The sequence below is a fragment of the Serratia sp. M24T3 genome, from assembly GCF_000257645.1.
Taxonomy (GTDB): domain Bacteria; phylum Pseudomonadota; class Gammaproteobacteria; order Enterobacterales; family Enterobacteriaceae; genus Rouxiella.
The window spans coordinates 1-24,614 of record NZ_AJHJ01000015.1 but is presented as its reverse complement, the minus strand read 5'-3'; the positions used below and the strand labels follow the sequence as shown (position 1 = coordinate 24,614).

General features: G+C 50.8%; 19 protein-coding genes, 2 tRNA genes and 2 pseudogenes. 8 read left to right on the top strand and 15 right to left on the bottom strand.

What is annotated here, in order from left to right:
• Window positions 1-34 precede the first annotated feature (34 nt).
• The 3 genes from SPM24T3_RS13170 to SPM24T3_RS24695 all read left to right on the top strand — a co-directional run bounded on the left by SPM24T3_RS13170 (window position 35) and on the right by SPM24T3_RS24695 (window position 4,942).
• Window positions 35-1,144, top strand: a complete 1,110-nt coding sequence (locus SPM24T3_RS13170; protein WP_009637261.1) for an efflux RND transporter periplasmic adaptor subunit — start codon at window positions 35-37, stop codon at window positions 1,142-1,144.
• Window positions 1,141-4,230, top strand: coding sequence for an efflux RND transporter permease subunit (locus tag SPM24T3_RS13165; protein WP_009637260.1), 3,090 nt, complete (start codon window positions 1,141-1,143; stop codon window positions 4,228-4,230). Before SPM24T3_RS13170 ends, SPM24T3_RS13165 begins: the two co-directional genes overlap by 4 nt.
• A gap of 280 nt (window positions 4,231-4,510) precedes the next feature.
• Complete coding sequence (locus tag SPM24T3_RS24695; protein WP_009637259.1) at window positions 4,511-4,942, top strand: bifunctional diaminohydroxyphosphoribosylaminopyrimidine deaminase/5-amino-6-(5-phosphoribosylamino)uracil reductase RibD; 432 nt, start codon at window positions 4,511-4,513, stop codon at window positions 4,940-4,942.
• Between the two features lie 265 nt (window positions 4,943-5,207).
• Here SPM24T3_RS24695 and SPM24T3_RS25920 read toward each other — a convergent pair whose 3' ends face one another.
• The 4 genes and pseudogenes from SPM24T3_RS25920 to SPM24T3_RS13150 all read right to left on the bottom strand — a co-directional run bounded on the left by SPM24T3_RS25920 (window position 5,208) and on the right by SPM24T3_RS13150 (window position 6,579).
• Window positions 5,208-5,453, bottom strand: coding sequence for a hypothetical protein (locus SPM24T3_RS25920; RefSeq protein WP_009637258.1), 246 nt, complete (start codon window positions 5,451-5,453; stop codon window positions 5,208-5,210).
• Window positions 5,450-5,632, bottom strand: a pseudogene (locus SPM24T3_RS25915) (tlde1 domain-containing protein); the annotation flags it as partial. The gene SPM24T3_RS25920 and the pseudogene SPM24T3_RS25915, both read right to left, overlap by 4 nt.
• A 6-nt stretch (window positions 5,633-5,638) precedes the next feature.
• Window positions 5,639-6,319: pseudogene (locus SPM24T3_RS13155) on the bottom strand (tyrosine-type recombinase/integrase); the annotation flags it as partial.
• A gap of 184 nt (window positions 6,320-6,503) precedes the next feature.
• A tRNA-Asn gene (locus tag SPM24T3_RS13150) sits at window positions 6,504-6,579 on the bottom strand.
• Between the two features lie 287 nt (window positions 6,580-6,866).
• Between SPM24T3_RS13150 and SPM24T3_RS13145 the strand changes: the two genes are divergently transcribed.
• On the top strand, window positions 6,867-8,273 hold the full coding sequence (locus SPM24T3_RS13145; RefSeq protein ID WP_009637256.1) for an amidohydrolase family protein: 1,407 nt from the start codon (window positions 6,867-6,869) through the stop codon (window positions 8,271-8,273).
• A 301-nt stretch (window positions 8,274-8,574) separates the two neighbouring features.
• On the opposite strand, the gene SPM24T3_RS13140 is transcribed toward SPM24T3_RS13145, so the two are convergent.
• The 3 genes from SPM24T3_RS13140 to SPM24T3_RS13130 form a co-directional block, all read right to left on the bottom strand.
• Window positions 8,575-9,882: a hypothetical protein gene (locus SPM24T3_RS13140; RefSeq protein ID WP_009637255.1), complete on the bottom strand. Its 1,308-nt coding sequence runs from the start codon at window positions 9,880-9,882 to the stop codon at window positions 8,575-8,577.
• A gap of 360 nt (window positions 9,883-10,242) precedes the next feature.
• Window positions 10,243-10,318 (bottom strand) — tRNA-Asn (locus SPM24T3_RS13135).
• Window positions 10,319-10,499: 181 nt separating this feature from the next.
• Window positions 10,500-11,708 carry an aminotransferase class I/II-fold pyridoxal phosphate-dependent enzyme gene (locus tag SPM24T3_RS13130; RefSeq protein ID WP_009637254.1) on the bottom strand — a complete coding sequence of 403 codons (1,209 nt, stop codon included), beginning with the start codon at window positions 11,706-11,708 and terminating at the stop codon, window positions 10,500-10,502.
• A 193-nt stretch (window positions 11,709-11,901) separates the two neighbouring features.
• Between SPM24T3_RS13130 and SPM24T3_RS13125 the strand changes: the two genes are divergently transcribed.
• Window positions 11,902-13,098 carry a gamma-glutamyl-gamma-aminobutyrate hydrolase family protein gene (locus SPM24T3_RS13125; protein ID WP_009637253.1) on the top strand — a complete coding sequence of 399 codons (1,197 nt, stop codon included), beginning with the start codon at window positions 11,902-11,904 and terminating at the stop codon, window positions 13,096-13,098.
• A gap of 43 nt (window positions 13,099-13,141) precedes the next feature.
• Here the strand turns inward: SPM24T3_RS13125 and SPM24T3_RS13120 are convergent, their stop codons facing one another.
• The 7 genes from SPM24T3_RS13120 to SPM24T3_RS13090 all read right to left on the bottom strand — a co-directional run bounded on the left by SPM24T3_RS13120 (window position 13,142) and on the right by SPM24T3_RS13090 (window position 19,953).
• Window positions 13,142-14,062 carry a dihydrodipicolinate synthase family protein gene (locus tag SPM24T3_RS13120; protein WP_009637252.1) on the bottom strand — a complete coding sequence of 307 codons (921 nt, stop codon included), beginning with the start codon at window positions 14,060-14,062 and terminating at the stop codon, window positions 13,142-13,144.
• Window positions 14,063-14,092: 30 nt separating this feature from the next.
• Complete coding sequence (locus SPM24T3_RS13115) at window positions 14,093-15,277, bottom strand: Xaa-Pro peptidase family protein (protein ID WP_009637251.1); 1,185 nt, start codon at window positions 15,275-15,277, stop codon at window positions 14,093-14,095.
• Between the two features lie 34 nt (window positions 15,278-15,311).
• Entirely contained in the window at window positions 15,312-16,409 is a 1,098-nt protein-coding gene (locus SPM24T3_RS13110; protein ID WP_009637250.1) for a mandelate racemase/muconate lactonizing enzyme family protein, read from the bottom strand.
• Between the two features lie 4 nt (window positions 16,410-16,413).
• Window positions 16,414-17,580 (bottom strand): M20 family metallopeptidase, encoded by a 1,167-nt coding sequence (locus tag SPM24T3_RS13105; protein WP_009637249.1) that lies wholly within the window; start codon window positions 17,578-17,580, stop codon window positions 16,414-16,416.
• A 44-nt stretch (window positions 17,581-17,624) separates the two neighbouring features.
• A complete protein-coding gene (locus SPM24T3_RS13100; protein WP_009637248.1) occupies window positions 17,625-18,368 on the bottom strand; it encodes an amino acid ABC transporter ATP-binding protein in 744 nt (247 codons plus the stop codon).
• Window positions 18,369-18,378: 10 nt separating this feature from the next.
• Window positions 18,379-19,092, bottom strand: coding sequence for an amino acid ABC transporter permease (locus SPM24T3_RS13095; RefSeq protein WP_009637247.1), 714 nt, complete (start codon window positions 19,090-19,092; stop codon window positions 18,379-18,381).
• 93 nt (window positions 19,093-19,185) lie between these two features.
• The gene (locus tag SPM24T3_RS13090; RefSeq protein WP_369699991.1) at window positions 19,186-19,953 is read right to left on the bottom strand and encodes an ABC transporter substrate-binding protein; all 768 of its coding nucleotides are present in this window, start codon (window positions 19,951-19,953) and stop codon (window positions 19,186-19,188) included.
• 239 nt (window positions 19,954-20,192) lie between these two features.
• Here SPM24T3_RS13090 and SPM24T3_RS13085 point away from each other — a divergent pair, with 239 nt between their 5' ends.
• From SPM24T3_RS13085 to nac, 3 genes are all read left to right on the top strand, one after another.
• Window positions 20,193-21,104 carry a GntR family transcriptional regulator gene (locus tag SPM24T3_RS13085; protein ID WP_009637245.1) on the top strand — a complete coding sequence of 304 codons (912 nt, stop codon included), beginning with the start codon at window positions 20,193-20,195 and terminating at the stop codon, window positions 21,102-21,104.
• Window positions 21,104-21,889, top strand: a complete 786-nt coding sequence (locus tag SPM24T3_RS13080) for an SDR family oxidoreductase (protein WP_009637244.1) — start codon at window positions 21,104-21,106, stop codon at window positions 21,887-21,889. The genes SPM24T3_RS13085 and SPM24T3_RS13080 overlap by 1 nt, the downstream gene beginning before the upstream one ends.
• A gap of 351 nt (window positions 21,890-22,240) precedes the next feature.
• On the top strand, window positions 22,241-23,170 hold the full coding sequence (gene nac, locus SPM24T3_RS13075) for a nitrogen assimilation transcriptional regulator NAC (protein WP_009637243.1): 930 nt from the start codon (window positions 22,241-22,243) through the stop codon (window positions 23,168-23,170).
• Window positions 23,171-23,180: 10 nt separating this feature from the next.
• Here the strand turns inward: nac and lsrK are convergent.
• On the bottom strand, window positions 23,181-24,614 hold a 1,434-nt coding region (gene lsrK, locus SPM24T3_RS13070), incomplete at its 5' end, for an autoinducer-2 kinase (RefSeq protein WP_009637242.1).

The following is a 24,614-nucleotide window of genomic DNA, read 5'->3' as shown; positions in this document are numbered from 1 at the left end:
CGGTTACTCTCCTGTTAATTCATTAAGGGAACCCATGCTCAGGGTCAAACTTGCCACCTATACCGTTTTTCTGTTGCCGTTTGCGCTTGTAGCATGCGGCGACTCGTCAGGAAATGACGATCCACGCAATCAGCCTCCTCTGGTAAGGTCTGCTAGCGTGGTAAGTGCTGCCGATGCCTCTCGTGCATTCACTGGCGTTGTTGTCGCACGAATTCAAAGCGACCTTGGTTTTAGAGTTCAGGGTAAAATCCTTGAACGTCTGGTTGATACCGGCCAAACCGTTAAACGTGGGCAGCCATTAATGCGCCTGGATCCCGTTGATCTGAGCCTGCAGGCGCAAGCTCGGCAACAGGCTGTAGCGGCTGCGCGGGCACACGCCCGACAAACGGCTGATGATGAGAGGCGTTATCGCGGACTGGTCGCGGCAGGCGCAGTATCTGCATCGACTTATGATCAAATAAAGGCCGCAGCAGATACGGCCAAAGCAGACCTTATTGCTGCCCAGGCTCAGGCGAATGTGGCGCAAAATGCTACCAGTTATGCATTATTGCTAGCCGATTCTGATGGTGTCGTTGTAGATACGCTGGCCGAACCCGGTCAGGTTGTGAGTGCCGGGCAGCCAGTTATTCGTCTGGCCAGAGCAGGGCAACGCGAAGCTATCGTGCAGTTACCCGAAACGCTGCGGCCAATGGTCGCAAGCGAGGCTCTGGCAACTTTGTACGGCAATGACAAACAGCCAGCTCCTGCGAAACTGCGTCTCCTCTCTGATGCTGCCGACCCGGTGACCCGCACCTTTGAGGCAAGATATGTACTCGAGGGGGCACAGGCGAACGCTCCTCTCGGTTCCACCGTTACACTTCATATTGCAGCAGATAAAATAATGGCCCAGGTGATGCAGGTGCCTTTGGCTGCGATCTATGATCCTGGCAAAGGGCCTGGTGTCTGGGAAATTTCAGGTAAACCGGCCACAGTGTCATGGCAGCCGGTTCAGATACTTGGATTGGGGGACAATACTGCAAGAGTGACCGGTAGCCTAAAACCGGGCGAGCAAGTGGTGGCCTTGGGGGCACACCTGTTACATGACGGTGAGGCAGTCCGAATGGCTGAACAAAGCGAAGCCAGCGTCGCCGGGAGCCAGCAATGAGCAAAGGGGGATTCAATCTTTCAGCACTTGCCGTTCGTGAGCGCTCAATCACACTGTTCCTTATTATTCTGATTACCGTTGCCGGTATTCTCTCGTTTTTCAAACTGGGGCGGGCAGAGGATCCACCGTTTACCGTCAAGCAGATGACTATCGTTTCTGCATGGCCTGGCGCCACCGCGCAGGAAATGCAGGATCTCGTCGCTGAACCGCTTGAAAAACGCATGCAGGAGCTTAAATGGTACGACCGAACCGAGACCTACACGCGTCCTGGACTGGCGTTTACCATGTTGTCCTTACAGGATGCTACGCCGCCTTCTCAGGTGCAGGAGGAGTTTTATCAGGCGCGCAAGAAGCTCGGCGATGAAACCAAAAACCTGCCCGCTGGCGTGATAGGGCCGGCAGTTAATGACGAATTCTCCGATGTGACCTTTGCACTTTTTGCATTGAAGGCAAAAGGGGAACCGCAGCGCCTGTTAGTGCGGGATGCTGAAAAGCTTCGTCAGCGTCTTTTGCATGTACCCGGGGTCAATAAAGTCAATATTATCGGAGAGCAGGCAGAGCGTATCTTTGTCTCGTTCTCGCATGACCGGCTGGCAACGCTTGGTCTATCTCCTCAGGATATTTTCTCCGCGCTCAATAATCAGAACCTACTCACGCCTGCGGGTTCGATTGATACTCACGGACCGCAAGTCTTTATCCGCCTGGATGGTGCCTTCGATAAATTGGAGAATATCCGCGAGACGCCCATTGTCGCAAGAGGCAGGACGTTACAGCTATCAGACGTGGCAACGGTAGCGCGTGGTTACGAAGACCCGGCGACTTTTATGGTACGAAATCAGGGCGAACCAGCACTGTTATTGGGTGTTGTAATGCGTGACGGCTGGAACGGTCTGGACTTGGGTAAGGCGCTGGATGAGGAAACAGCAAAAATCAACCAGGGCATGCCACTGGGTATGACACTGACCAAAGTCACCGATCAGTCAGTTAATATCAGCTCGGCTGTTGATGAGTTCATGATCAAATTCTTTGTTGCGTTGCTGGTGGTCATGGTGGTCTGTTTCGTCAGTATGGGGTGGCGTGTCGGGGTAGTTGTTGCAGCGGCCGTGCCTTTGACGCTGGCGATTGTCTTTGTGGTGATGGAGGCTTCCGGTAAAAACTTTGACAGAATTACGCTGGGTTCCCTGATCCTTGCACTGGGATTACTGGTGGATGACGCCATTATTGCTATCGAAATGATGGTAGTGAAAATGGAAGAGGGCTATGACCGTATCAAAGCCTCGGCCTATGCCTGGAGCCATACTGCCGCTCCCATGCTGTCAGGTACGTTGGTAACGGCCGTCGGGTTCATGCCCAATGGTTTTGCACAGTCTACTGCCGGCGAATACACCAGCAACATGTTTTGGATTGTGGGTATTGCTCTTATTGCCTCTTGGTTGGTGGCGGTGATTTTTACACCCTATCTGGGTGTGAAGATGTTGCCGAAAATCAAGATAGTTCAAGGTGGACATGCGGCTATCTATAACACCCGTCATTACAATCGCTTTCGGCGGCTATTGACCGGCGTTATTGCGCGCAAATGGGCTGTGGCCGGTGCCGTTATCGTCATATTTACAATCGCTATTCTTGGCCTGGGGCAAGTTAAAAAACAATTTTTCCCTACGTCCGATCGCCCAGAGGTATTGGTTGAAGTCCAGATGCCGTATGGCACCTCAATTGAGCGAACCCGTGCCGCAACGGCGAAAATAGAGGACTGGTTGAAAAAGCAGAAAGAGGCAAAAATCGTCACTTCTTACATTGGTCAAGGTTCACCGCGTTTTTATCTGGCAATGGCGCCAGAACTGCCGGACCCTTCGTTTGCGAAAATTGTTGTGCTGACAGACAGCGAGGAAGCACGTGAGGCGCTAAAATTTCGACTTCGTAAAGCGGTGGCCGACGGGCTTGCTTCTGAGGCGCGGGTCCGCGTCACTCAGCTGGTATTCGGCCCTTATTCTCCTTATCCGGTGGCTTACCGGGTTATGGGGCCGGATGTCGCCAAATTGCACCAGATTGCTGACCGTGTGGAAAAGGTGATGCAAAACAGTCCGATGATGAGAACGGTTAACACGGATTGGGGCGCGCCGGTGCCGACGCTGCATTTCACGCTCAACCAGGACCGTTTGCAGGCGGTAGGGCTGACATCGAATGCTGTCGCTCAGCAGCTTCAATTTTTGCTCTCAGGTATTCCTGTCACTACAGTGCGTGAGGACATTCGTTCAGTGCAGGTTATAGGGCGTGCGGCGGGAAATATTCGGCTGGATCCTGCAAAAATATCCGGTTTTACGCTGGTGGGTTCTGCAGGCCAGCGCATTCCACTATCTCAGATAGGAAACGTTGAGATACGAATGGAAGATCCTGTTTTGCGTCGTCGCGATCGCACCCCGACGATTACCGTGCGCGGAGATATTGCAGATAACCTACAGCCGCCGGATGTCTCCACGGCAATCATGAAACAGCTAGAACCAGTCATCGACAAGCTTCCAGCTGGATATCGCATTGAGCAGGCGGGGTCAATTGAGGAATCAGGAAAAGCTACCAAGGCTATGGCGCCGCTTTTCCCTATCATGATAGCCATGACGTTGTTGATTATCATCCTGCAGGTAAGATCGATGTCGGCGATGGTGATGGTTTTCCTCACCGCGCCATTGGGTCTTATTGGCGTCGTGCCTACGCTGCTGCTCTTTAACCAGCCTTTTGGCATCAATGCACTTGTAGGGTTAATTGCGTTATCGGGAATATTAATGCGTAACACTCTGATCCTCCTGGGGCAGATCCGCCAAAACGAACAGGAAGGGCTAGCGCCGTTTCATGCAATCGTGGAGGCCACGGTGCAGCGAGCACGGCCGGTACTACTTACCGCGATGGCCGCTATTCTGGCATTTATTCCTCTCACGCACTCTGTATTTTGGGGAACGTTGGCCTATACCCTGATTGGCGGTACGTTTGGGGGCACCATCATCACGCTGGTTTTCCTGCCGGCAATGTATGCTATCTGGTTCAAGATCCGCCCCGATATTCATCAGTTGAAGGAAAATCAGGTCTCGTCTTAAGCTCATGCAGAGGATGCATGACAAAATAGTGAGTAGTCACCCAGACCATTGTTTTCGGACGATGGTCTGGGGTGTTTCAAAGATCGACTGATAAATTAAAGAATTCGATAAAATGGCTATCTTGGTAGATGGACGTTTTAAATCTATTAGAATGACCAGTAACAGTTGTTGGTTACGTAAAGCAGGTTTAACGGTTCGCTTTAATCTAAATAATAGACATTCATGCCGGATGGTTTGAAAATCGTAATTCTATGATTTACATATTCGGGCATGAAAGCGGATGAGCGAAAATTTAGAATTCATGTTGTTAGCGCTTGAAAAATCACGTCAAGCCTTACCTGGCTGCAGACCAAATCCACCTGTAGGGTGCGTGATTGTCCATAAACGGGAGGTCGTTTCCGAAGGCTTCACTCAATTTCCAGGCCATCATCACGCAGAGATAGACGCCATTTCAAAACTAACGGTTCCAATTGGTGAATGTGAAATCTTTGTCACACTTGAACCTTGCTCCTATCAAGGAAGAACCCCCTCCTGTGCCTTAACACTTGCTGAACTGAAACCACGCCATGTCTATATAGCCATGGAAGACCCGCACCCTAGAAACCGTGGAGAAGGACTCAAAATTTTAAAAAAAGCAGGGGTCAGCTTTACGCTAGGCATTGGTAAACGAGAGGTAGAGAATTTTCTATCCCCTTATCTGGCGAAGTCCTAGGCCGTATGGACATAACAAAACTGTGTCGGCCATAAAATTTATGTTCGTTCTTCGTTCTTAGCTGTCTACAGGCAGCTAAGTGCCAAGAGCGGACGTTGCTAACATCGGGATGTACTAATCTGCGGGGAGCAGGTCACCGGGACTGACGTTGGAAGACCTGGTGAAACAAGCGGAGAGCTTCATGGCTGCCTCATATAACCACCAGCTGGTTTGAAGTGGTCAACTAAAACTGGCCTCCATGTCACTAAAACCTTCAATTTCAGTATTACACTCTATGTCTCTTAAATCGCACGATCAATATAGAAATCACAAGACTAATAACCAACGCCGTCAGAAACGTGAAATCGACTAACAAGTCTAATGAGTCTTCTACACCTGAGCTGTTGAACCAACTGCCAAGTGTTGAGGCGAAATCAGGTGCGAAAAGTCTTATAAACCAGCCAACCGCAAGGTTCATCAAAACTAACAGCACCAAAAATCCAATTAACCGTTTGCTCCATTTTTTCATCATTTTACCTCTACTGTTCCGTATGCTTTGAGGGTTGAACCAGGAGTGTTAATCATGCTTGTCCGTAGCAGCTGGTTATGTAAGTTTTCAAAGTCAGAACTGCGTTTGAGAGTGATACATCCTTCGCTTAACTTCATTGGCCCTATAGGGTGCAGACGAAAATTGCCGCGTTTGACTCCATCAATAAACCGGGTTAATTCCCGTCCCTGCTGATAATCGTTAATGCGAGTCAAAAGTTCAGGCAATCGTTCGAGTGGCAGAGCAGGGTAATGGCGTTTTAGGGGAGGGGCGGTTACACCGTCGAGATTGTCAGCGGGATTATTTTCAATCAGCTCTTGGTGTAAGGCATCACGCATGATGCTACAAAGGTGCTGCCGAGTTCGGGACGCGACTTCTAGCAGGCCTTTCTTCTCAATTCCTTTAAGCAATTCTATGAAATGACGGGACTTGAGTTCTGTTACCGGCAGATTGCCAATGATTGGAAAGATATGATTGTTCATGCTGGCAAGTAGACGGTCGGCAGTATTCTGTGACCATTTTTTGTTATTTGCATGCCAGTTAAGGGCAACGGATTTAAAAGTTCTTTCAGGAGAGTGAGTATTTTTTTCGGCGAGTCGTTGTTGGGCGGGATTGATATTTTGCGCAAGCAATCGTCGAATATCATCACGCTGTTGACGAGCATTGGCGAGAGAGATGAGAGGGTAGGCACCTAAACCAAGGCGAGATTCTTTTTTGTTGATGCGATATTTGAGATACCAAAGACGTGAACCGCCTGGATTGATTAAAAGGTATAGACCGTGGGAATCGGAGACTTTAAAAGGTTTATCAGAAGGCTTGAGACTGCGGATTTTAGTATCGTTCAGAGACATTTGGTGGTCACTCCATAATCGAACCGAAATGACCCCACATCAGACCACCAATTTATCCCGATGCAGAGGGATAATTGAAGATAGGCCGAGAAGAGTGAATAACCGACGAAGGCGCGTGCAGCAAGGGTAAAGCTCGGAAAGCAAAAAGCCCACGCAAGTTTCCTTGTGTGGGCTTCTCTAAATTTGGCTCCCCTGACTGGACTTGAACCAGTGACATACGGATTAACAGTCCGCCGTTCTACCGACTGAACTACAGAGGAATCGTTTGAACGGGGCGAATATTAATAGCAGTCGCTTTGCATGTCAAAGAGTTATACCAAATTAAGTTTCATTTGCTGGTATAATAGTCAAATCATTGATATTTAGACCAAATGTGTTTGCAAAATCGCCATCTATCAAATGATCAAGTTTCTAAATTGATGATGATCTCTATCCCAGAGTCTTTCATTCTGCTATCAGACGCTACCCGCATTGATTTGCCTTGTCCCGCAAACACTACCATAGTTATCAACTGGTTTAACGAATCCCACGGATTAAGGAGAGGATCATGTCTTATCGCTCCGGCCTCGATCGGCGAACGTTACTCAAACTTGGTGCTGCTTTGGGCGCAGGCATAGCGATGAATGCCAGGGCGGACAACAACAGTTCTGATTTATTACCGGGCAAGACCTCTACAGCGCTGTTGATTCGTCATGCCAACGTGATCACCATGGACCCTAAGCTAGGGAATATTCCTGACGGCGATGTTTTGCTACGCGATGGGACGATCGTTTCCATCGGTAAAAATATTGCTGCTGAAGGTGCAACAGTGCTCGATGGCGCTGGAATGATCCTGATCCCTGGTTTGGTCGATGCCCACTGGCATATGTGGAACAGCTTTTTGCGAAACAGCTCGCCATCCCCGCAGGGGGAAACTTTCTTTAAGTCACAACTAAAAACCAGTGCGCGTTTTACTCCCGCACTCTCCGCGTTAGGTGTGCGGTTAGGATTGGCAGAAGCTGCAAATGCGGGTATCACTACGGTCAATAACTGGGCGCACAATATTCGCAATCCGGCGTTTGCAGATGCAGAACTTCAGGCGCTGCAATCTAGCGGATTGCGGGCCCGTTTTTGGTATGGCTATCCGCAAGATCTCGCGGCTACTGCGCCGATGGATTTTAAAGATATCGCACGTGTGCAGCAGCAACTGATGGCTGCAGGTTCCCGTCGCGTTAGCCTTGGATTGGCGATTCGAGGTCCTGAACGCACTGGACCTAAAATCTGGCAGCAGGAGTTTGCGTTTATAAAACAGCATAATTTGCCGATATCAACGCACATCGCTGTGACTCAGGAGATGCAAAAGAAAAAAGCCATTCAGCAGCTAGTAGATAAAGATCTGCTTAACCCCTCGGTGCAATTGGTGCACGCCACTCATGCCGACGAAAAAGATATTTTGTCAATTAAACAAAGCGGTGCTTCAGTATGTTTTACGCCATTGAGTGAGATGCGTGTCGGTTATGGCCTCGCGCCGGTTGCGGCAATGCATCAGGCTAAAATACCGTTAAGTTTGGGTATCGACACTCTGGTGCTAAGCGGCAACGCCAATCCGTTTATGGTAATGCAAACAGCGTTGAATCTGGCGACCGGGAGCAGCGGCAATGAACTGGCATTAACCGCTCGGGATGTATTGTATTGGGCGACGCAGGGCGGGGCGAATGCCATGGGATTAGGCGAGCAAATCGGTTCGATTACTGTTGGCAAACGAGCCGATATAGTGTTGATCGATGCACGCCGACTTGGCCTGCTGCCGATGATTGATCCAGTGGCAGCTGTGGTTCAGTCCGTAACGCCTGCTGATATTGATACGGTAATCGCCGATGGACGGATCGTTAAAAAGGACGGCAAACTGCAGGATATTGATGTCCCAATGTTAGCAAAAGAGGCGGCTCAGGGGGCGAGGGCGGTTTTAGGCTAAAGACAATGATTATGTCTTTCATCGTAGTGCCATGTTTATCACCGTAGCTTTCTAAAACCCGTTGTGCGAGAAGCCCTTTATTTGTTTAAGCAGCGATATAACCCCCTCGTGCAGCGGAAAAATTATAACCATTTTAATTATTATAATGCTTATTAGAATTCAGAGTTTTTTCCTGAATTCTAATATTATTGTCTAGAACAGTTGCGGTGTATTTCCCAAGAGTGATTATAACCCTTGCTGGAAAGCTCCTGCCATAGTTTTTTCACTAACACCATCTAACTTTATAATGAGGCTTTATTCTTTAAAAAGAATCTCTGCGTTTTACGTTGCCAAAAGCGCTCCAGCTCTTACTATCACATAGTAGATTTTGGTTTATGTTATTCTCTCTTGACTCATTAAATCTTTTTTTTAATTTATTACTCTTACTCAGATGACCAAAAATTTCAGCATTATTTTCGAAACTATATTCATTTTTCTCGTGTGTAATAGACACGGTACGGTGCATACCACAACGAAGAGCTCCAGGGCCTGATGCCGCTACAGTAATCCCGACCCTTGCATAGTTAAACAATGTCCCCCCAACTTGCTTATGAGAGTAATCAAAACGCTTTTCATTATTAATAGCTTTTGTCAGTAACTCAAATGATTCTTCTTGTGTTAACTTGCCAGGCTCAGGCAAGTAATCATGATAAATAGCGCAGCTTTCGGAAGCCTTTAATTTTATTTCTGGAAGAGGGTGCCAATTCCCCTGATAGGTGTGGCTAATATGTTCAATAGTTTTTAAGATTGTTTTATGGTGAGGAGTTGCTGCAAGAACATTATTATTGATTGTTGGATGGTAGAGTGGCTTCTTTTGCAAATTAATAAGTATTCCACTTGGGCTTTTAAGCTGGCCGATGGATCTCTTAGTAGCAACATCACAATCTATGCCTAATCCACCATACGCTTCCAATACGGCATATTGCGCAATGTCTTTTGCAGCAGCCAGGTTTTTCCCGGCACCGGCCATTTCTTGTCTGAAAAATTTATATAAAAGCTTCTTTTCATTGGGATCAAAGTCCCATTTTTCAAATAATCCATCTATATTGCTAAACGTAATTTTTTTAAATAAAGCAGGACTGAGTTCATTGTCTAATAAAGTTTTTCTTATAATTTTTTCCGACTCCTTATTTGTCCAAAGGTAGACCTTGTGACCTGGGTTTTTTTCGACAAAATCTATGATATTTGATAGCGCGCCTTGGATGTCTATTGAGTATTTTCGCTCTGATGGAGTGCTGTCGAATAAAAATTTATCACCTCTATTCTTTCGCGTATAAATATTCCAAGCAAGATCTGTTGGTGTTGTGACCGTCGGTGATAAATACAGATGAAAGTGTGCGAGCTGGGGGATAGTTTTGCCTGTTTCCGGACTTGTTGGTGGAATGCATTGCAGCGCACTCATTGGCCGTCCTGCAAGGGAGGGAGCGGGAAAATTATCCTCTTTCTGAACAACAGAAGTCGGAGTTTTCGAGCTCATAGAGATCTTATCAATAGTTGGAAAGCGTTTGTTATGTTGACTTGCTTTACGAATTTCATAAAGTTTATTTTGATGAGCGAGTATTTTCAGCATCGGTAGGCTTTCTCGAATAAGGTTTTTAATGTGATTTAAATATTAATAAATATATAAACCTAATTATTAAATACTTTTAATATTTTACTGCCATTATTATAACCGATCGGAATATAAGTGTCTTTAGAATCCCTGCCATTGCAGTCTGCTTTTAAATGAGAATAATTATTCCGCTCCAGCGGGTTATTGTATTATCAAACCAATATGACCCCCATTCTGACCCCCAATTTATCTCGATGCAGAGAGATAATTGAAGATAGGCCGAGAAGAGTGAATAACCGACGAAGGCGCGTGCAGCAAGGGTAAAGCTCGGAAAGCAAAAAGCCCGCGCAAGTTTCCTTGTGCGGGCTTCTCTAAATTTGGCTCCCCTGACTGGACTTGAACCAGTGACATACGGATTAACAGTCCGCCGTTCTACCGACTGAACTACAGAGGAATCGTGTGAACGGGGCGAATAATAGCGACTGCCGCTGTGCATGTCAAAGGGCAACTGCAAAATTGTGCGCGACTGCTGCTAGTTTGCTCAAGTTGTTGAGAATTGAGCCAAAATCACCCCTATTTCACCTTTTACAGCTAATTATGCCTATGTTTGCCAATTAAACTCGCCACTAGATTTTTTATTTCAATGCCGAACAGGCCTTAATCATTCTTTCACAGGCTTCGTTTAGTCGGTTGTCGTCAATTGCGTAGGCAATGCGCAGGTACGACGCTGCGCCAAAGGCTGAGCCTTGCAGGGTTGCAACGTGGGCGGCATCAAGCAGGTATTCAACAAAGTCGACGTCGTTTTCAATGACTGAGCCAGCTGGCGTGGTCTTTCCCAACATCCCGGAACAGTTGGCAAAGACATAAAACGCGCCAGGGGGAAGGTCGGCACTGAGTCCGTCGATGCTGTTGATACAGGCCATGATTTTCTGGCGACGCGTATCGAGAATTTCACGCCACTCGGCAAGAAACCCGTTGTCCTGCTCCAGTGCAGCAACCGTAGCGGCCTGCGAGATTGAGCTAGGATTCGAGGTGCTTTGCGATTGCAGGATCTGCATGGCAGAAATCAGCCACTCGGGGCCTCCGGCATAACCAATACGCCAGCCGGTCATCGAATAACCTTTAGATACCCCGTTGACTGTCAAAATTCGGTCAAACAGCCTCGGTTCAATTTGTGCCAAGGTAGCGAACTGTGCCGGAGCGTGGCAAATGTGCTCGTAAATATCGTCAGCCATAATCAGTACGTGCGGTGCTTCGAGCAGGACGTCAGCCAGAGCGCGCAACTCATCGGCACTGTAAACGGCACCGGTAGGGTTGTTAGGCGAGTTAAGGATTAGCCAGCGAGTTTGTGGAGTGATGGCTGCGGCAAGGTCGGCAGGCTGCAATTTCCAGCCGTGTTCTTCCACGCAGGCAACAATGCGCGATTCGCCGTCCGCCAGTGAAACCATATCCGGATATGAAACCCAATAAGGCGCGGGAATAATCACTTCTTTTCCACTCGAAACTGTCGCTAAAAAAGCATTGAAAATGAGTTGCTTAGCTCCGCTCCCTGCAATGATTTCTGTTACTTTATAACAAAGGTGGTTTTCTTTCGAAAATTTATTGATAATGGCGTTCTTTAACGTACTAGTACCCGAGACCGCCGTGTATTTTGTGTCTCCTTGTACAATGGCGTCGATACCTGCCTGCTTAATATGGTCAGGGGTGTCAAAGTCTAACTCTCCTTCGCCGAGATTAATGACATCAACCCCTGCATCAGATAGTGCACGGACTCGATCGGAAATAACCGCCGTTGGTGAAGGACGTACACGTCGCAATCTCGGCGCAGTAAGTTCAGCTGACATCTTTTACCCTTTTATAATATTTAATCAAAAATTGTATTATCTGTATCAAATAAACCAATTTAAATTATCATGGCTTATACCGTATTGCTCATAGTTTCTTCAGAACTTGCTGAGGTTTTTCTCAGAGTTGCGGCAGAGGTTTCATAGAAAACCGCTGTTAAATTAATAATTTACCATCAGGTTAAATAAATATATGGCTTTGACTTTTGTTGCCCACAACACCCCTGAGCCAGCACTTTACGGCGCAATGGCCTCGGTAATCTCTGCACAATACGGGACAGAATTAGCCCATCTGTCCGAGAGTTGGGATACGTCTCGCTACGCTGATGCCTGCCAGCATGTCACCGCAGAAGGAAATCTGGTTTCCAGCGGACTGCTATGGCATGAGCGCCTCAATCAAAAATCCCCAGGAAAAGCCTGGAATCTCGCCGAATTACTCCGCGCGCACGGCAATCGAGACTGGGTCATTCCGCTAGGCCCCTCAGGATTGGCAAACTTTGCTCAATTAGTGGCCGAGGCTCGTTATCACTCGATAGAACACCGGCTTCTCGAGGTTGTTGGCAACCAAAAGGGATTCCAGTTCAGCCATAATGGCAGTCTCGATACGACACAAACTGCATGGCGGCGCGATAGTTATGGCCGACTGACTTCCGCTGCCAATCTTTCAATTCCATTCACTTCCCGTCGACTCAAAATTGCCCTGATTGGCACTTATCAGGACCAGCTGCAAAGTTATCCGGCCACGTTAGCCGCGATTGGCGATGCTGCCGAAGCTCTGGGATTGAGCGTTGAAACAGTCTTTATTCCCCCTCGATCTTCTGAACAGCTTCTGCATAATCTGATGCCGGACATTGACGGCGTGATTTTGCCCGGCGGTTCAGATATGCAAAACGTTGCCGGACAAATTCGCGTTGCCCATTATTGTCTTCGTCAGCAAATTCCGACTCTGGGCCTGTGTTTAGGTATGCAAACCATGGCCACTGCGGTTATTCAGCAGATGACCGGCAGCCTGTTTGCCAATCTTGCCGAAGCCGATCCTCATGCGGCGATAAAAACCTTTGTGCCGCTGGCTGAAACGCCAGGGCATCCGCAACATCGGCTGGGCGATGACGTGATGACATTACGCAACGGCTCAAGGATGGCCGCGGTGTTGGGCGACAAAACTACCTTGCGCTACAACCACCGTTTTCAGCTCAATCCGCTGTTTATTGACGATTTAGAAGCTTACGGCCTGGCCGTCTCGGGGACAGACCCAAGCGGTTCAATTGCCGATGCCATCGAATACGCGGCGCACCCGTTTTACCTCGGCGTGCAGGGCCATCCTGAGCTGACTTCAACGGCGCAACAACCGCATCCGCTGATTGCTGCCTTCTTGCAGGCCGCTGGCTAAAGCTGAAAAAGGCCCCCTTAATTAACCGGGGCCTTAGCTTTGATTACTTGAGCGTCACACCCGTTCTGCTATCTGCGGCCAGGCGCAGCAACTCAGCTTTCACTTCTTCAATCTCTGGACCAACAAGATCGATTAACGGTGAGCGCACGTGATGGCCATCAAATCCGCGCAGGTTCATCGCTGCCTTGACGACTTGAGGTTGTCCAAGACGGCGTGCCAGCGCGCGATACGGATACCAAAGCTGATGGAGTTCACGAGCCGTGTTGGCATCACCTTTTTCCAAAGCACGATAGGTCGCGAGAATAATCTCTGGCAGCGCGCCGCTATTGGTGGTGCTGATACCGTCGAAGCCACACATCATCGGGCCAAGGAAAGCCAAGTCCGAGGCACAGAACAGACGCAGGCGACCGCCAAGCCGATTGGCAATCTGATCGATAGCCGTCGGGTTCAGGTCGCCCTGTTTAATGCCGACCACGCCTTCAATATCAGCCAATTCTTCAAGAACCGCCGGGGGAAGGGTAATGCCGATGCCCGGCGCGTTGTAAACCAGAATGCCGGTGCGTGACAGCGGGGCCATCTTTTTGAAAAAACTGACGATTTGTGCGTTGGTAACTTCAGAAACAAATGGCGGGGTGACCATTGGCAGACCGCCGAGATCGCCAGCCAACTGAGTCAGTTCACTGACGACGCGAGCATCGGAACCGGCGCTGCACAGCATTACTGGTACACGATCGCCAACCACATCCATGACTTTGCGGAACATCGTGGCGCGTTCTTCGGTGGTCATGGTCGGGAATTCACCGTAGGTGCCGCCGATCAGGATGCCGTCGTAGCCCAGCTCAATGACGCGCTCGATATTGCGCGCCAGTCCGGCAAAATCGAATTCGCCATTGGCAGTGAAGGGAGTCACGGTAATATTGAAAATACCGCGTAAGCGCGCCTGACTTTCATAGATATCTTTCATCGATCTTTTCCTTGCTGAATCTGAACGTAATTAAAGTAAAACCAGTGGGCGTTCCACGGAGCCTAAAACCCGATAGCCGGTCTCGGTAACCACGATGGTTTCACTGACACCAACGGTGAATTCGCCGTAAATGCGCAGGGCTGGCGGAATGTGGAAAGTCATGCCCGGCTGTAATTCTGTAGTAATGCCGCTGTACAGGCTGAGGATCGCGCCTTCGCCCCAGTCCGGTGCGAATGAAACACCAATGGAATATCCGGTGCGTTTCTTGAAGTTATCGGTATAACCCGCGCGGTCGATGACTTTCTGACAGGCAATGTGCGGGGCTTCGCAGGTCGCGCCCGGGCGAATTGCGTCAAGCGCTGCCTGCAAGGCTTCCTGACAGGTTTTTTCCATTTCCAGCGCGACAGCAGGAGGTTTACCCAACCAGGCAGAACGCATCAGCGCGGCGTGATAACGGTCGTGAGTGGCAGCCATTTCCAGGAAAATCGGGTCACCGTCGAGAATTTTGCGACGACGCCAGGTACCGTGCGGTACCCCGGTGCGCGGGCCGGAAGAAACCAGCGGTTCCATGCCCATATATTCTGAACCCGCGGCAATCGCGGCGCCCATCATTGCGGCAACCAGATCGTTTTCTGTCGCTCCGGCGGCAATGGCGTTGCGGCCGGCCAGCATGCCTGCATCGACATAGCGTGCGGCATGAGCCATCTTTTCCAGCTCGGCGGCAGATTTTACTGCGCGGAGCTGTTCAATCACTCCCGCTGCATCGTGAATAGTTCCCAGCTCGGCCTGTAGCGCTTCATAAACGGCAATCGGCAAGAACCAGCCGCGTTTGTCGATACCGATGCGTTTTTGGGTCCAGCCGCGGTTTTTCAGCACGTCGAGCAAGAAGTTAACCGGATTATCGCCATCGGTATAAATCGCGGCGTCGCGAATAAAGGTGTTGGAGATAAAGTTGAAATACTCCAACTGACGGATTACAAAGACGGGATCGCCTTCAACCGGCAGGACCAAAGTCTGGAAGGTGTAATAACCGGGAGTTTGCTGGCCAGTTAAATAGAAAATGTTTTCCGGGCTGGTGATCACCATCAGATCCAGCCCAGCCTGGGTCAACAGCTGCCGTGCGCGCTCGATACGCAGCTGGTATTCAGTCTCTGCAAAGGCGGATTCAGCCCCTGGGACAACCCGGCCTAGATCGGGCAATGCTGGTTTTTGCATAATTACGCCTCACTCTCAGAATAAAATCAGGTTTTTAAGAAGAAAAAGTTTGGATAAGCTCGGCCTGAGCTGGATCGAATTCGATACCCAGGCCCGGTAATTCGCTGCTGCTGACTAAACCCTGGCAATAAGTCAGCCCCGTCACCGGGTCATTGCCAAGGCCGTCTGCGCCATACAGTTCGGCGTGGGCCGGTTGGCAGGCATGGGCCACGTGCAATGCTGCTGCGGTGGCCGCCGCGCCTTCGTTCATCTGGCCAATCATAAAGGGAACCCCCGCCGCGTTGAGTCGCTGCGCTGCGCGGATGGCCGGAGCTATCCCGCCCATTTTCACCAGCTTTATATGCGCCCAGACTTTGCCCTGCATCGCCAGAATGCGTTGCAGATCGGCCTCTGAACTCATGCTCTCGTCGAGCATTAACGGAATAGGGCTGTTAGCGGCCAGCGTGGGATAAAAGTGCGCGTTGGCGTCAGAAACAGGCTGTTCGATGTAGCTCAACTCAAATTTCTGTAACGCCAGCAAATGGCTGCGCGCCTGCTCCGGTTGCCATTGGCCGTTGGCATCGGCAGAAAGATCAACTTCACTGCCAAAACGCCGCCGCAGGGCGGTCAGGCGATCAATATCATCGTCAATTGAACCAATACCGACGCGCAGTTTGAGATGATTAAAGCCGCGCTCCATATATGCCGTGGCCTGACTCAACATTTGCTCTTGAGAAGACCAAAACAGTGTCTGATTGGTGGCATAGCAAATCGGCTGCGGGAAATCAGAACCAATCAGCCGGGCGACGCTGATACCGTTTTGACGAGCAATCAAGTCGTGCAATGCCATGTCCAGCAACATGCGGGTCGGGGCCAGGCTGCTGGCCAGCAGGTTTTCCAGCGATAACAGCAAATCACTGGGTGACTGTTGCCAGTCCACTGCGCGCAGGGTTCTTATCACATCGCCGAGTACCAGTTCAGCGCTGTAACCGTTGAGATAGGCAATGTTGATGCGCACCTCTCCGAGACCGGAAACGGCTTTATCTTCCAGCAATAAATACAGTTCTTCGAGCATGGCGATGCTGCCCGATGACGCGGTATAAAGTTGCAGATGGGGATAGCGCAGCTCGGCGCGATACAGCGTGGCTTTCACTGGCCTATCCTCGCGTCAGCATTTTCAGGGCGACATCACGATAGATCTCACCGGCGGCAATAAACTCATCGAGCGGCACAAATTCATCGGGCTTGTGGGCGACCGACAGTGACCCGGGGCCGATAACAATGCCTTTGGTGCCGAGGCTGCGGAAATGAACGAGATCACAGCCGCCCTGGAAGCCAAACGGGCCGGGTTCTTCGAGCCCCTGTGCGCGGCAGGCATCAAGTCCTGCCTGCACAATAACCTCATCGACAGCGGTCTCGGTGGCTCCACCGGTGGTGGGTTTGAAGGTGATAATTTCACTGCGCACGCCAAATTTTTCATGGGCGAGGGCCAGTAAATCGCGTAGTTCCTGTTTGACTTGTTCTTCGTCTTCTCCCGGCACCATGCGGCGGTCAAGCAGCAGTTCGCAGCTGTCTGGCAGCACGTTATCCGCGTGCCCGCCTGAAATACGGGTCACCGTCAGACTGGCCGAACCGACTAGCGGATGGCAGCGGCAGCGCACACTCTGTTCATGCTGTTGTTCAACTAATCCCAGTAGCTGAGCGGCGCGGAAGATCGCGTTTTCCCCCAGTTCAGGTGTTCCCGAGTGGGCAGTTACGCCGTGGACGCGCACCAGAGGTCGCAGGCTGCCTTTATGTGCTGAATAAGTGGTGTTGGAAGTAGGTTCGCCAATCACCGCAAAGTCGATTTTTGCCGGAGCCTCGCGCACGTAAAATTTAGCCCCTTCGCTGGCCACTTCTTCATCGGCAACAAAGATGCCCATTAGCGTACCCGACCAGCTTTGTGGGTTGCTGGCCAGCATGCGCATGGCTTCAATCATGGCAACCAGCGGGCCTTTGGCATCACAGGAACCGCGGCCAAACAGCTTGCCGTCGCGCTCGGTGAGAGTGAAAGGATCTTGACTCCAGCCACTGCCCGCAGGTACGACATCAATATGCGTATTGAAGGCAAAACAAGGACCTGCACCGTTTTCCAGTCGCGCAATCACATTGGTGCGGCCGGGTTCATATTCACTGAGGGTCAGGTCAAAGCCTGCGTCTTTCAGCCAGTGACTGATCAGTTCGGCGGCTTCACGTTCGCGGCCTGGCGGATTTTCAGTGTTAATCGCCACCAGTGCGGCGAGGTCACGTTTCATTCTGCTGATATCTGGCGATGATGTGGTCATCGACGTCTCCTAAGATGGCCCTGGTGAGGCACAGTAAAATTAACTCAGTGTAAAATCTGGTCGAGGAAGCGTTGGGCTCTTTGGCTGACTTCTCCCCCGAAGAATTTTTCGCCAGTGGCGTGCTCGATAATTTCGCCGTTTTCCATAAATACAATGTGATTGGCGGCGCGGCGGGCAAAGCCCATCTCGTGAGTTACCACAATACTGGTCATGCCTTCTGCACTGAGATCAGCCATGACATCAATAACTTCGCGGATCATTTCCGGGTCCAGCGCCGAGGTCGGCTCATCAAACAGCATTAGCTTGGGTTTCATTGCCAATGCGCGCGCAATGGCGACGCGCTGCTGTTGGCCACCGGAAAGTTCATCGGGAAAACTGTCGGCCTTGTCGGGAATACGCACTTTTCCCAACAGTTCGAGCGCCTGCGCTTCAGCTTCGGCACGACTTACGCCGAGCACGGTCATCGGCGCTAGCATGATATTTTGGGCAGCGGTCAGATGCGAAAATAGCTCATAGTTCTGAAACACCATGCCGATTTCCTGGCGCAGGCGATGAGGCTCGACGTTTGATTTGGTAATCTCGGCCTCGCGGAAAAAAATGCTGCCGCCTTCGATAGACTCAAGCAGGTTTACGCAGCGTAGCAGGGTAGATTTGCCCGAGCCTGAAGGCCCGATAAGCACCACGGTCTCACCCTGTTTTACGCTGAGGGAACAGTTTTTTAATACGTGCTGATTGCCGAAATGCTTATCGACACCGATGATCTCCAGCAGAGGTTTTTCATTTTTCATCGAATTACCCTTAGTTGGAAGAGCTGCTGCGCAGCAGGCGTTCGGTTAATGACAGCGCCGGTTTTTTGCGCTTTTTCGGGTCCAGCGCGCGTTCCAGCCAGGCTTGACCAATCATGAAAACGGTGGTGAGTGCCAGATAGTAAATTCCCGCGGCGCACAGGGCCTCAAAGTAGCGGAAACTGGCGCTGGCAGTCTGGTTGGCTATCAGCAAAAGTTCCTGAACCGCAATCACTGATACCAGTGCGCTGGATTTCAGCATGCTTATCATCTGATTACCCATTGGCGGTAAAACGATGCGCGCCGCCTGAGGCAGAACAATCTTGCGCATAATCTGACCCTGGGTCATGCCCAGCGCCATGCCGGCGGTGCGCTGCCCGCTTCTCACTGCCTGTAAGCCTGAGCGCAGGATCTCGGCCATATATGCCCCTTCATTTAACGACAGCGCCATCACTGCACAGGTAAAGGCAGAAAATCGCAGTCCGAAGCTAGGCAAAACGTTGTAGACAAAGATGATTTGAAACAGCACCGGTGTGCCGCGAAACAGCCATAAATAGAAGAAAGCCAAAATAGGGCCTGCTCGAAAGCGGGATTCCTGCAACAGAGCCAGTACTAACCCCATGATAATGCCGAAAAACAGTGAGCATACTGTGATCAGCAGAGTCATTACTGCGCCCTGAAAGAACGCCGGTGACAATAGGTATTGCCAGACCAGATCAAGCGACATGATTTTTCCTCGATGTCAGGGAGCAAAACCTGCAAAACGTTTGGCAGGTTTTGCGTTGCTGCAATAAATACAAAATCCAAAGCGAACGACGTATTAGAAAATCGAAACCGAGGCCGGGAACTGCCATTTTTTGATTAACTTTTGATAGCTGCCGTCTGCAACCATGTCTTTCAGGCCGGCTTCCAGCAGCGCTTTCATTTCACTGTCGCCCTTGCGCACGGCGAAGCCGATATGAGTGTCAGCCTCAAACTCTGGACCCGTGGTTTCAAAGGTATCGCCTTTTTCGCTCAACAGCGCCACGGCGCCGGGAGTGGACAGATATTCGGCATCGGCACGTTTTTGCGCGACGGCCACTGCTGAATCGGTCGCAGCCGGGAAGGTCAGCACGTTGAGACTGGATTTTTTGGCGTCTAGGCATTTCTGGTTATCGGCGCGGGCCTGGCTTTCTTCGATTCCGCCAAGGGTCACCGCGATAGTCTTGCCGCAAAGCGACAGGTCGCGACCGGTGATTTTCTCAGGGTTGCCCTTGGCGACGATCACGCGGCTGCCAATTTTCAGATAAGGCACGAAATCTACCTGTTGGGCGCGAGTAGGGTTGATGTACATCGCGGAGTTGATGACATCCAGACGTTTGCCCTGCAAGGCCGGGATCAGCCCTTTAAACTCCATCGACATTGGCGTCGGTTTAAGAGACAGCTTTTTCGACAATGCGGTGATCAAATCGATATCAAAGCCGGTGAGATTGCCATCTTTGGTAAATTCGAAAGGCATAAACGTCGCTGCCGTGCCGTAGGTAAGTTCACCTTTGCTCACCATTGCCGGGGCTGCCGCCTGACTCAGAAGTGGGAAACTCAGGCACATCGCGGCCAGAGATAGGGCGGTATATCGACGCAAAAAAGATCTTTTCAGCATGACAGGCTCCATTTTCTCACGAGCAGGATTGCTCTTTGTGTATCATTAAATACAATTAAAATCGTGAGTCAAGGCTCTTTTATGGTGCATTAATGCACGATTTGGGGGCTTATTGCTCAGGCTTCACCATTTATGAACACTGTGATATTGTATATTAATCGCATTAAATACTTTAGGTGCCTGCTTTTATGACACAAACAGCGACCGCCAGTGGAAGGCGTTTGGCCAACCAGATCCTTGACCTTATTCGTGAAGCAAAATTTGAGCCAGGACACCATTTGCGTGAGCAACAGCTGGCTGATTTGGCTGGGGTATCCCGCACGCCGGTGCGTGGAGCACTCAAGTTACTCAGTGAGCTGGGCATTATCGAAGCCCGCCGTAATCAGGGCTTTTTCCTGCTCAAAGCGTATGACGAGTTACAGCGGATCAGCATTGATGTGCCAACCAGCAGCGACCAGGAGCTTTACGAGCAACTGGTGAAAGACCGCATTGCCGGCAAACTGCCTGATTCTTTAACTCAGATTGAAATTGCCCAACGCTATGACGCCGATCGCGGGGTGATGTCTCGCACACTGTTGCGGCTTTCGGAAGACGGCCTGATCGCCCGTAACAAAGGGCACGGCTGGTCGTTCCTGCCGACTCTGAACAGTGAGGTCGCGCTGAGCAATGGTTACGGGTTTCGCCTGATGATCGAGCCGGGCGGGTTGGTATCTCCCAATTTCCGTGCCGATAAAAGTGCGCTCAAGAGACTGCGTTTACAGCATATCTACCTGATTAATCACCCGGATATTCTCGGCGTTGATGGTCGACAGATTTTCGAAACCGATGCCACGTTCCACGAAATGCTCGCCGAGTTCAGCGGCAATATCTTTGTACTTCAGGCGATACAGCAGCAAAACCGGCTGCGTCGCCTGCTGGAATTTGGCTCTTATACCAACAAGCAGCGGGTGCGGGAATGGTGTCAGGAACACGTTGCCATTATTGATGCGGTGCTTGAAGAACGCATGGCGGAGGCTGCCGAAATGATGCGCAGTCACCTGCAGTCCGCTTATCAAATGGTGTTGAATAAAGTCAGTAAATCAAACGACAGAGGTATGTGATGGATTTTGGAATTACAGGACGCGTGGCGCTGGTAAGTGGCGCGGGCGGTGGATTAGGGCGCGCAATGGCGTTGTCGCTGGCAGCCGAGGGCGCAGTGATTGCCGTTTGTGGCCGCACCGAGGCGGCATTGATTGAAACTGCCGATATGATCAAGGCGCAGGGTGGCAAGGCCAAGGCTTTTGTGATGGACCTTACCCAGCCTGAGAAATTTGATGAAGTGCTGGCCGGTATTCACCAGTATCTGGGGCCGATTGGCATTCTGGTCAATAACTCCGGTGGGCCACCGCCGTCAAAAGCCAGCGGCGTAGCGCCTGAGACCTGGGCTAAACAGTTTTCAACAATGGTAACTTCACTGATTGAATTGACGGACAAAGTCCTGCCGGATATGCGCAGTCTGGGCTGGGGCCGCATCATCACCAGCACTTCCTCTGGCGTGGTCACTCCAATCCCGAATCTCGGAATGTCGAACACTCTGCGCATGGCGCTGGTGGGTTGGTCAAAAACGCTGGCCAGTGAAGTCGCAAGCGAAGGCATTACCGTCAACGTTATTCTGCCGGGCAGGATTTCCACCAAACGTCTGGGCCAGCTCGATGAAGCTCGGGCAGGGCGCGAAGGCATTTCGGTTGCAGACGTGGCGCGCAAGAGTGCTGCGACTATCCCTGTCGGGCGCTATGGTGAGCCAGAAGAATACGGTGCGGTGGCGGCATTTCTAGCTAGCCGTCAGGCGTCATACATGACCGGCTCGGTTATCCGCGTTGATGGCGGCATGATCCCTTCAATCTAAATACTCCCCGCTTTATCACTGCCGGATTCAGTACATCCGGCAGCTTTTGCCTAAGACCCATAAGTTTGCATTATGTTGGTGCACAACGCCTGTTTAATTATTAGACAAGTTATTTGTAATTCTTGAGTTAGATACTATATGCCTGCCGGTTTTTTCTTATTTTATAGATGATTAGATGATTTTTTCATGAAAATTACTGAGTTAAATGCCTGATTGGCCTTGATCTTGCTTTGTTAATTAACATGTTCCGATGAACAAAGTATTCGCGGAAATTATGATAAAGACATTTTGCTTCAGTCAGGGGCAGCCCTTTTCCAGTTTCTATATCTACCAGGATCGATGGAGACAGACATGAATCTCAGACGCTTAAAGTACTTCGTGAAAATCGTCGATATCGGCAGTCTCACGCAGGCCGCAGATGTGTTGCATATCGCTCAACCGGCCCTGAGCCAGCAATTGGCGACGCTAGAAGGGGAGCTGAAACAGCAACTGCTGGTTCGCACCAAGCGCGGCGTGACACCTACAGAAGCCGGTAATATTCTTTATGCCCACGCTCAGACAATCTTGCGCCAGTGTGAACAGGCCCATAGCGCGGTAAACTGTGCCGGTCTGGCGTTGAACGGACAAGTTTCGGTTGGCATGGCACCAGGCACGGCGGCATCGCTGCTGGCACTGCCATTGTTACAGGCTGTCCGCCAACAGCATCCGGGCATCTTATTGTATTTGAATGAAAACTTTGGCAGCGAACTGACCGAGCAAACAGTCAATGGTCGAATGGATATGGCGGTGTTATACGGTAATAAAGCCATTCCGGGGCTGTCATTTGTGCCGCTGATTAAAGAAGACCTTTACCTGGTTGCGACCAATACCGTGCCTAATCCGGGCAAATATATTGAACTTAACGACGTCGCTAAACTGAACCTGTTTTTGCCGCGCACTCATGACGTTTTGCGCAAGCTGGTGGATGACGCGATGGCATTAAGAAGACTGTCGGCGAAAGTGATTGGCGAAATCGAGTCCGCCAGCACGCTGACTCAGGCGATTGCCAGCGGCCTTGGCGCGACGATTTTGCCAGAATCGGCGGCTCGCGCGATTGTTGGACCAGCCAACGCCTGGATGTCTTGCATTAACAGCCCATCAATTCAGGCTCCGCTCTCGTTGTGCGTTTCCGATCATTTGCCGCTATCGCAACCGGCACAGGCAGTCCAAAAAATACTGCTGGCGCTGGTGGCGGAAGGCCGTGAGCGTGAAGAAGCCAGGCCGCTGTTGGCGGTTGGTTAATACTTAATTCTTATAGCCCTGGCGCCTTCCACATCGAGGTCGTCAGGCCGCTGTCTACCAGAGTCAACTGATCGGCATAAACCGCCTGCCAGTTGGCTTTTTGTTTTATATAAGCTTGATGATTCTGTTCATCTGGCTGATATTCCCGCTCCCAGCTCACCAACGCCTCGCCCGTTTCCGCCAAAGATGTGTAAAGGCCAGCCGCCACGCCTGCGGCAATCGCACAGCCCAGCGCCGTAGCCTCTTTGACTTGTGGAACTTTTACCGGTTTACCGGTCACATCGCTGAGGATCTGGCTCCATAACTTGCCTTTGGAACCGCCTCCGGCAAACACCAGAGATGACGCTTTGACGCCGGAAAATCCGGCAATCAGCTCTAAATTACAGGCTGAAACGATCGCTGCATTCTCCTCTAAGGCGCGAAATAAGGTCTGTCGATTGCACCGTTGTGGATCAATCGACAAATTAATAAATGATGGCGCGGCGTGATACCAGCTCTTAAAGTGCATGGCATCGGAGAAAATTGGCGTTACGCCCCACGATCCCACTGGTACTCGCGCTGCCATATCCTCGAGCAGGCTATAGGTATCGACGCCAAGGCGTTCGGCAAGCCCTTTTTCCTCTGAACAAAAGGCATCGCGGAACCAGCGCATGGTGAGTCCGGTGAAGAAACTGATGCATTCCGCCTGTGCCATTCCGGGGATTACGTGCGGATTAATGCGAATATTCATTTCCGGATCGGTAATCGGGCGAGGAAGATTGACCACCTGTTGCCAGAATGTGCCGCCTAGCACCGCCGTTTGTCCAGGATGAACCAAACCTAATCCCAGCGAGCCGAGCTGGACATCGCCACCGCCGACACCCACTGGCGTGCCGGCCAGCAGCCCACATTGTTCGGCACTTTGTGCTGTAATCCTTCCTAATCGGCTGCCGGTTTCCAGCACCGGCGATAGGATATCGGCGCGTAAACCCGCCAATTCAAGCAATTGCGGATGCCACTGCCGGGTCTCGAGGCTGAGCATGCCGGTAGTTCCGGCGTTGGAAGGATCTACCGCGAGCTCGCCGGTCAACATATAGGCGAGCCAGTCGCTGATCATGGTCAGGGTTGCCGCCTCGCGATAAATATCGGGCCGATGATGGGCCAGCCACAGCAGGCGAGGCATGGCGCCCAGCGCCAGCGTTTGTCCCGAATGATGATAGGCTTCCCGTTCGAACTCGCCGTCGTGGATTTCTTTGAGCTCACTGACCTCGCGACTGGCGCGGGAATCCACATTGGCACAGGCCCAAATCGGCTCGCCCGATTTGTTATAAAGAACAATCCCTTCGCGCATTGAAGAGGCTGCTACCGAGGCAATAGCGGATGCGGGAAGCTGAGCGGCGGCCAATGCCTGACGAATACAGCGACAGGTAAGCTGCCAGTTCTTTTGCAGATCAAACTCCATGGA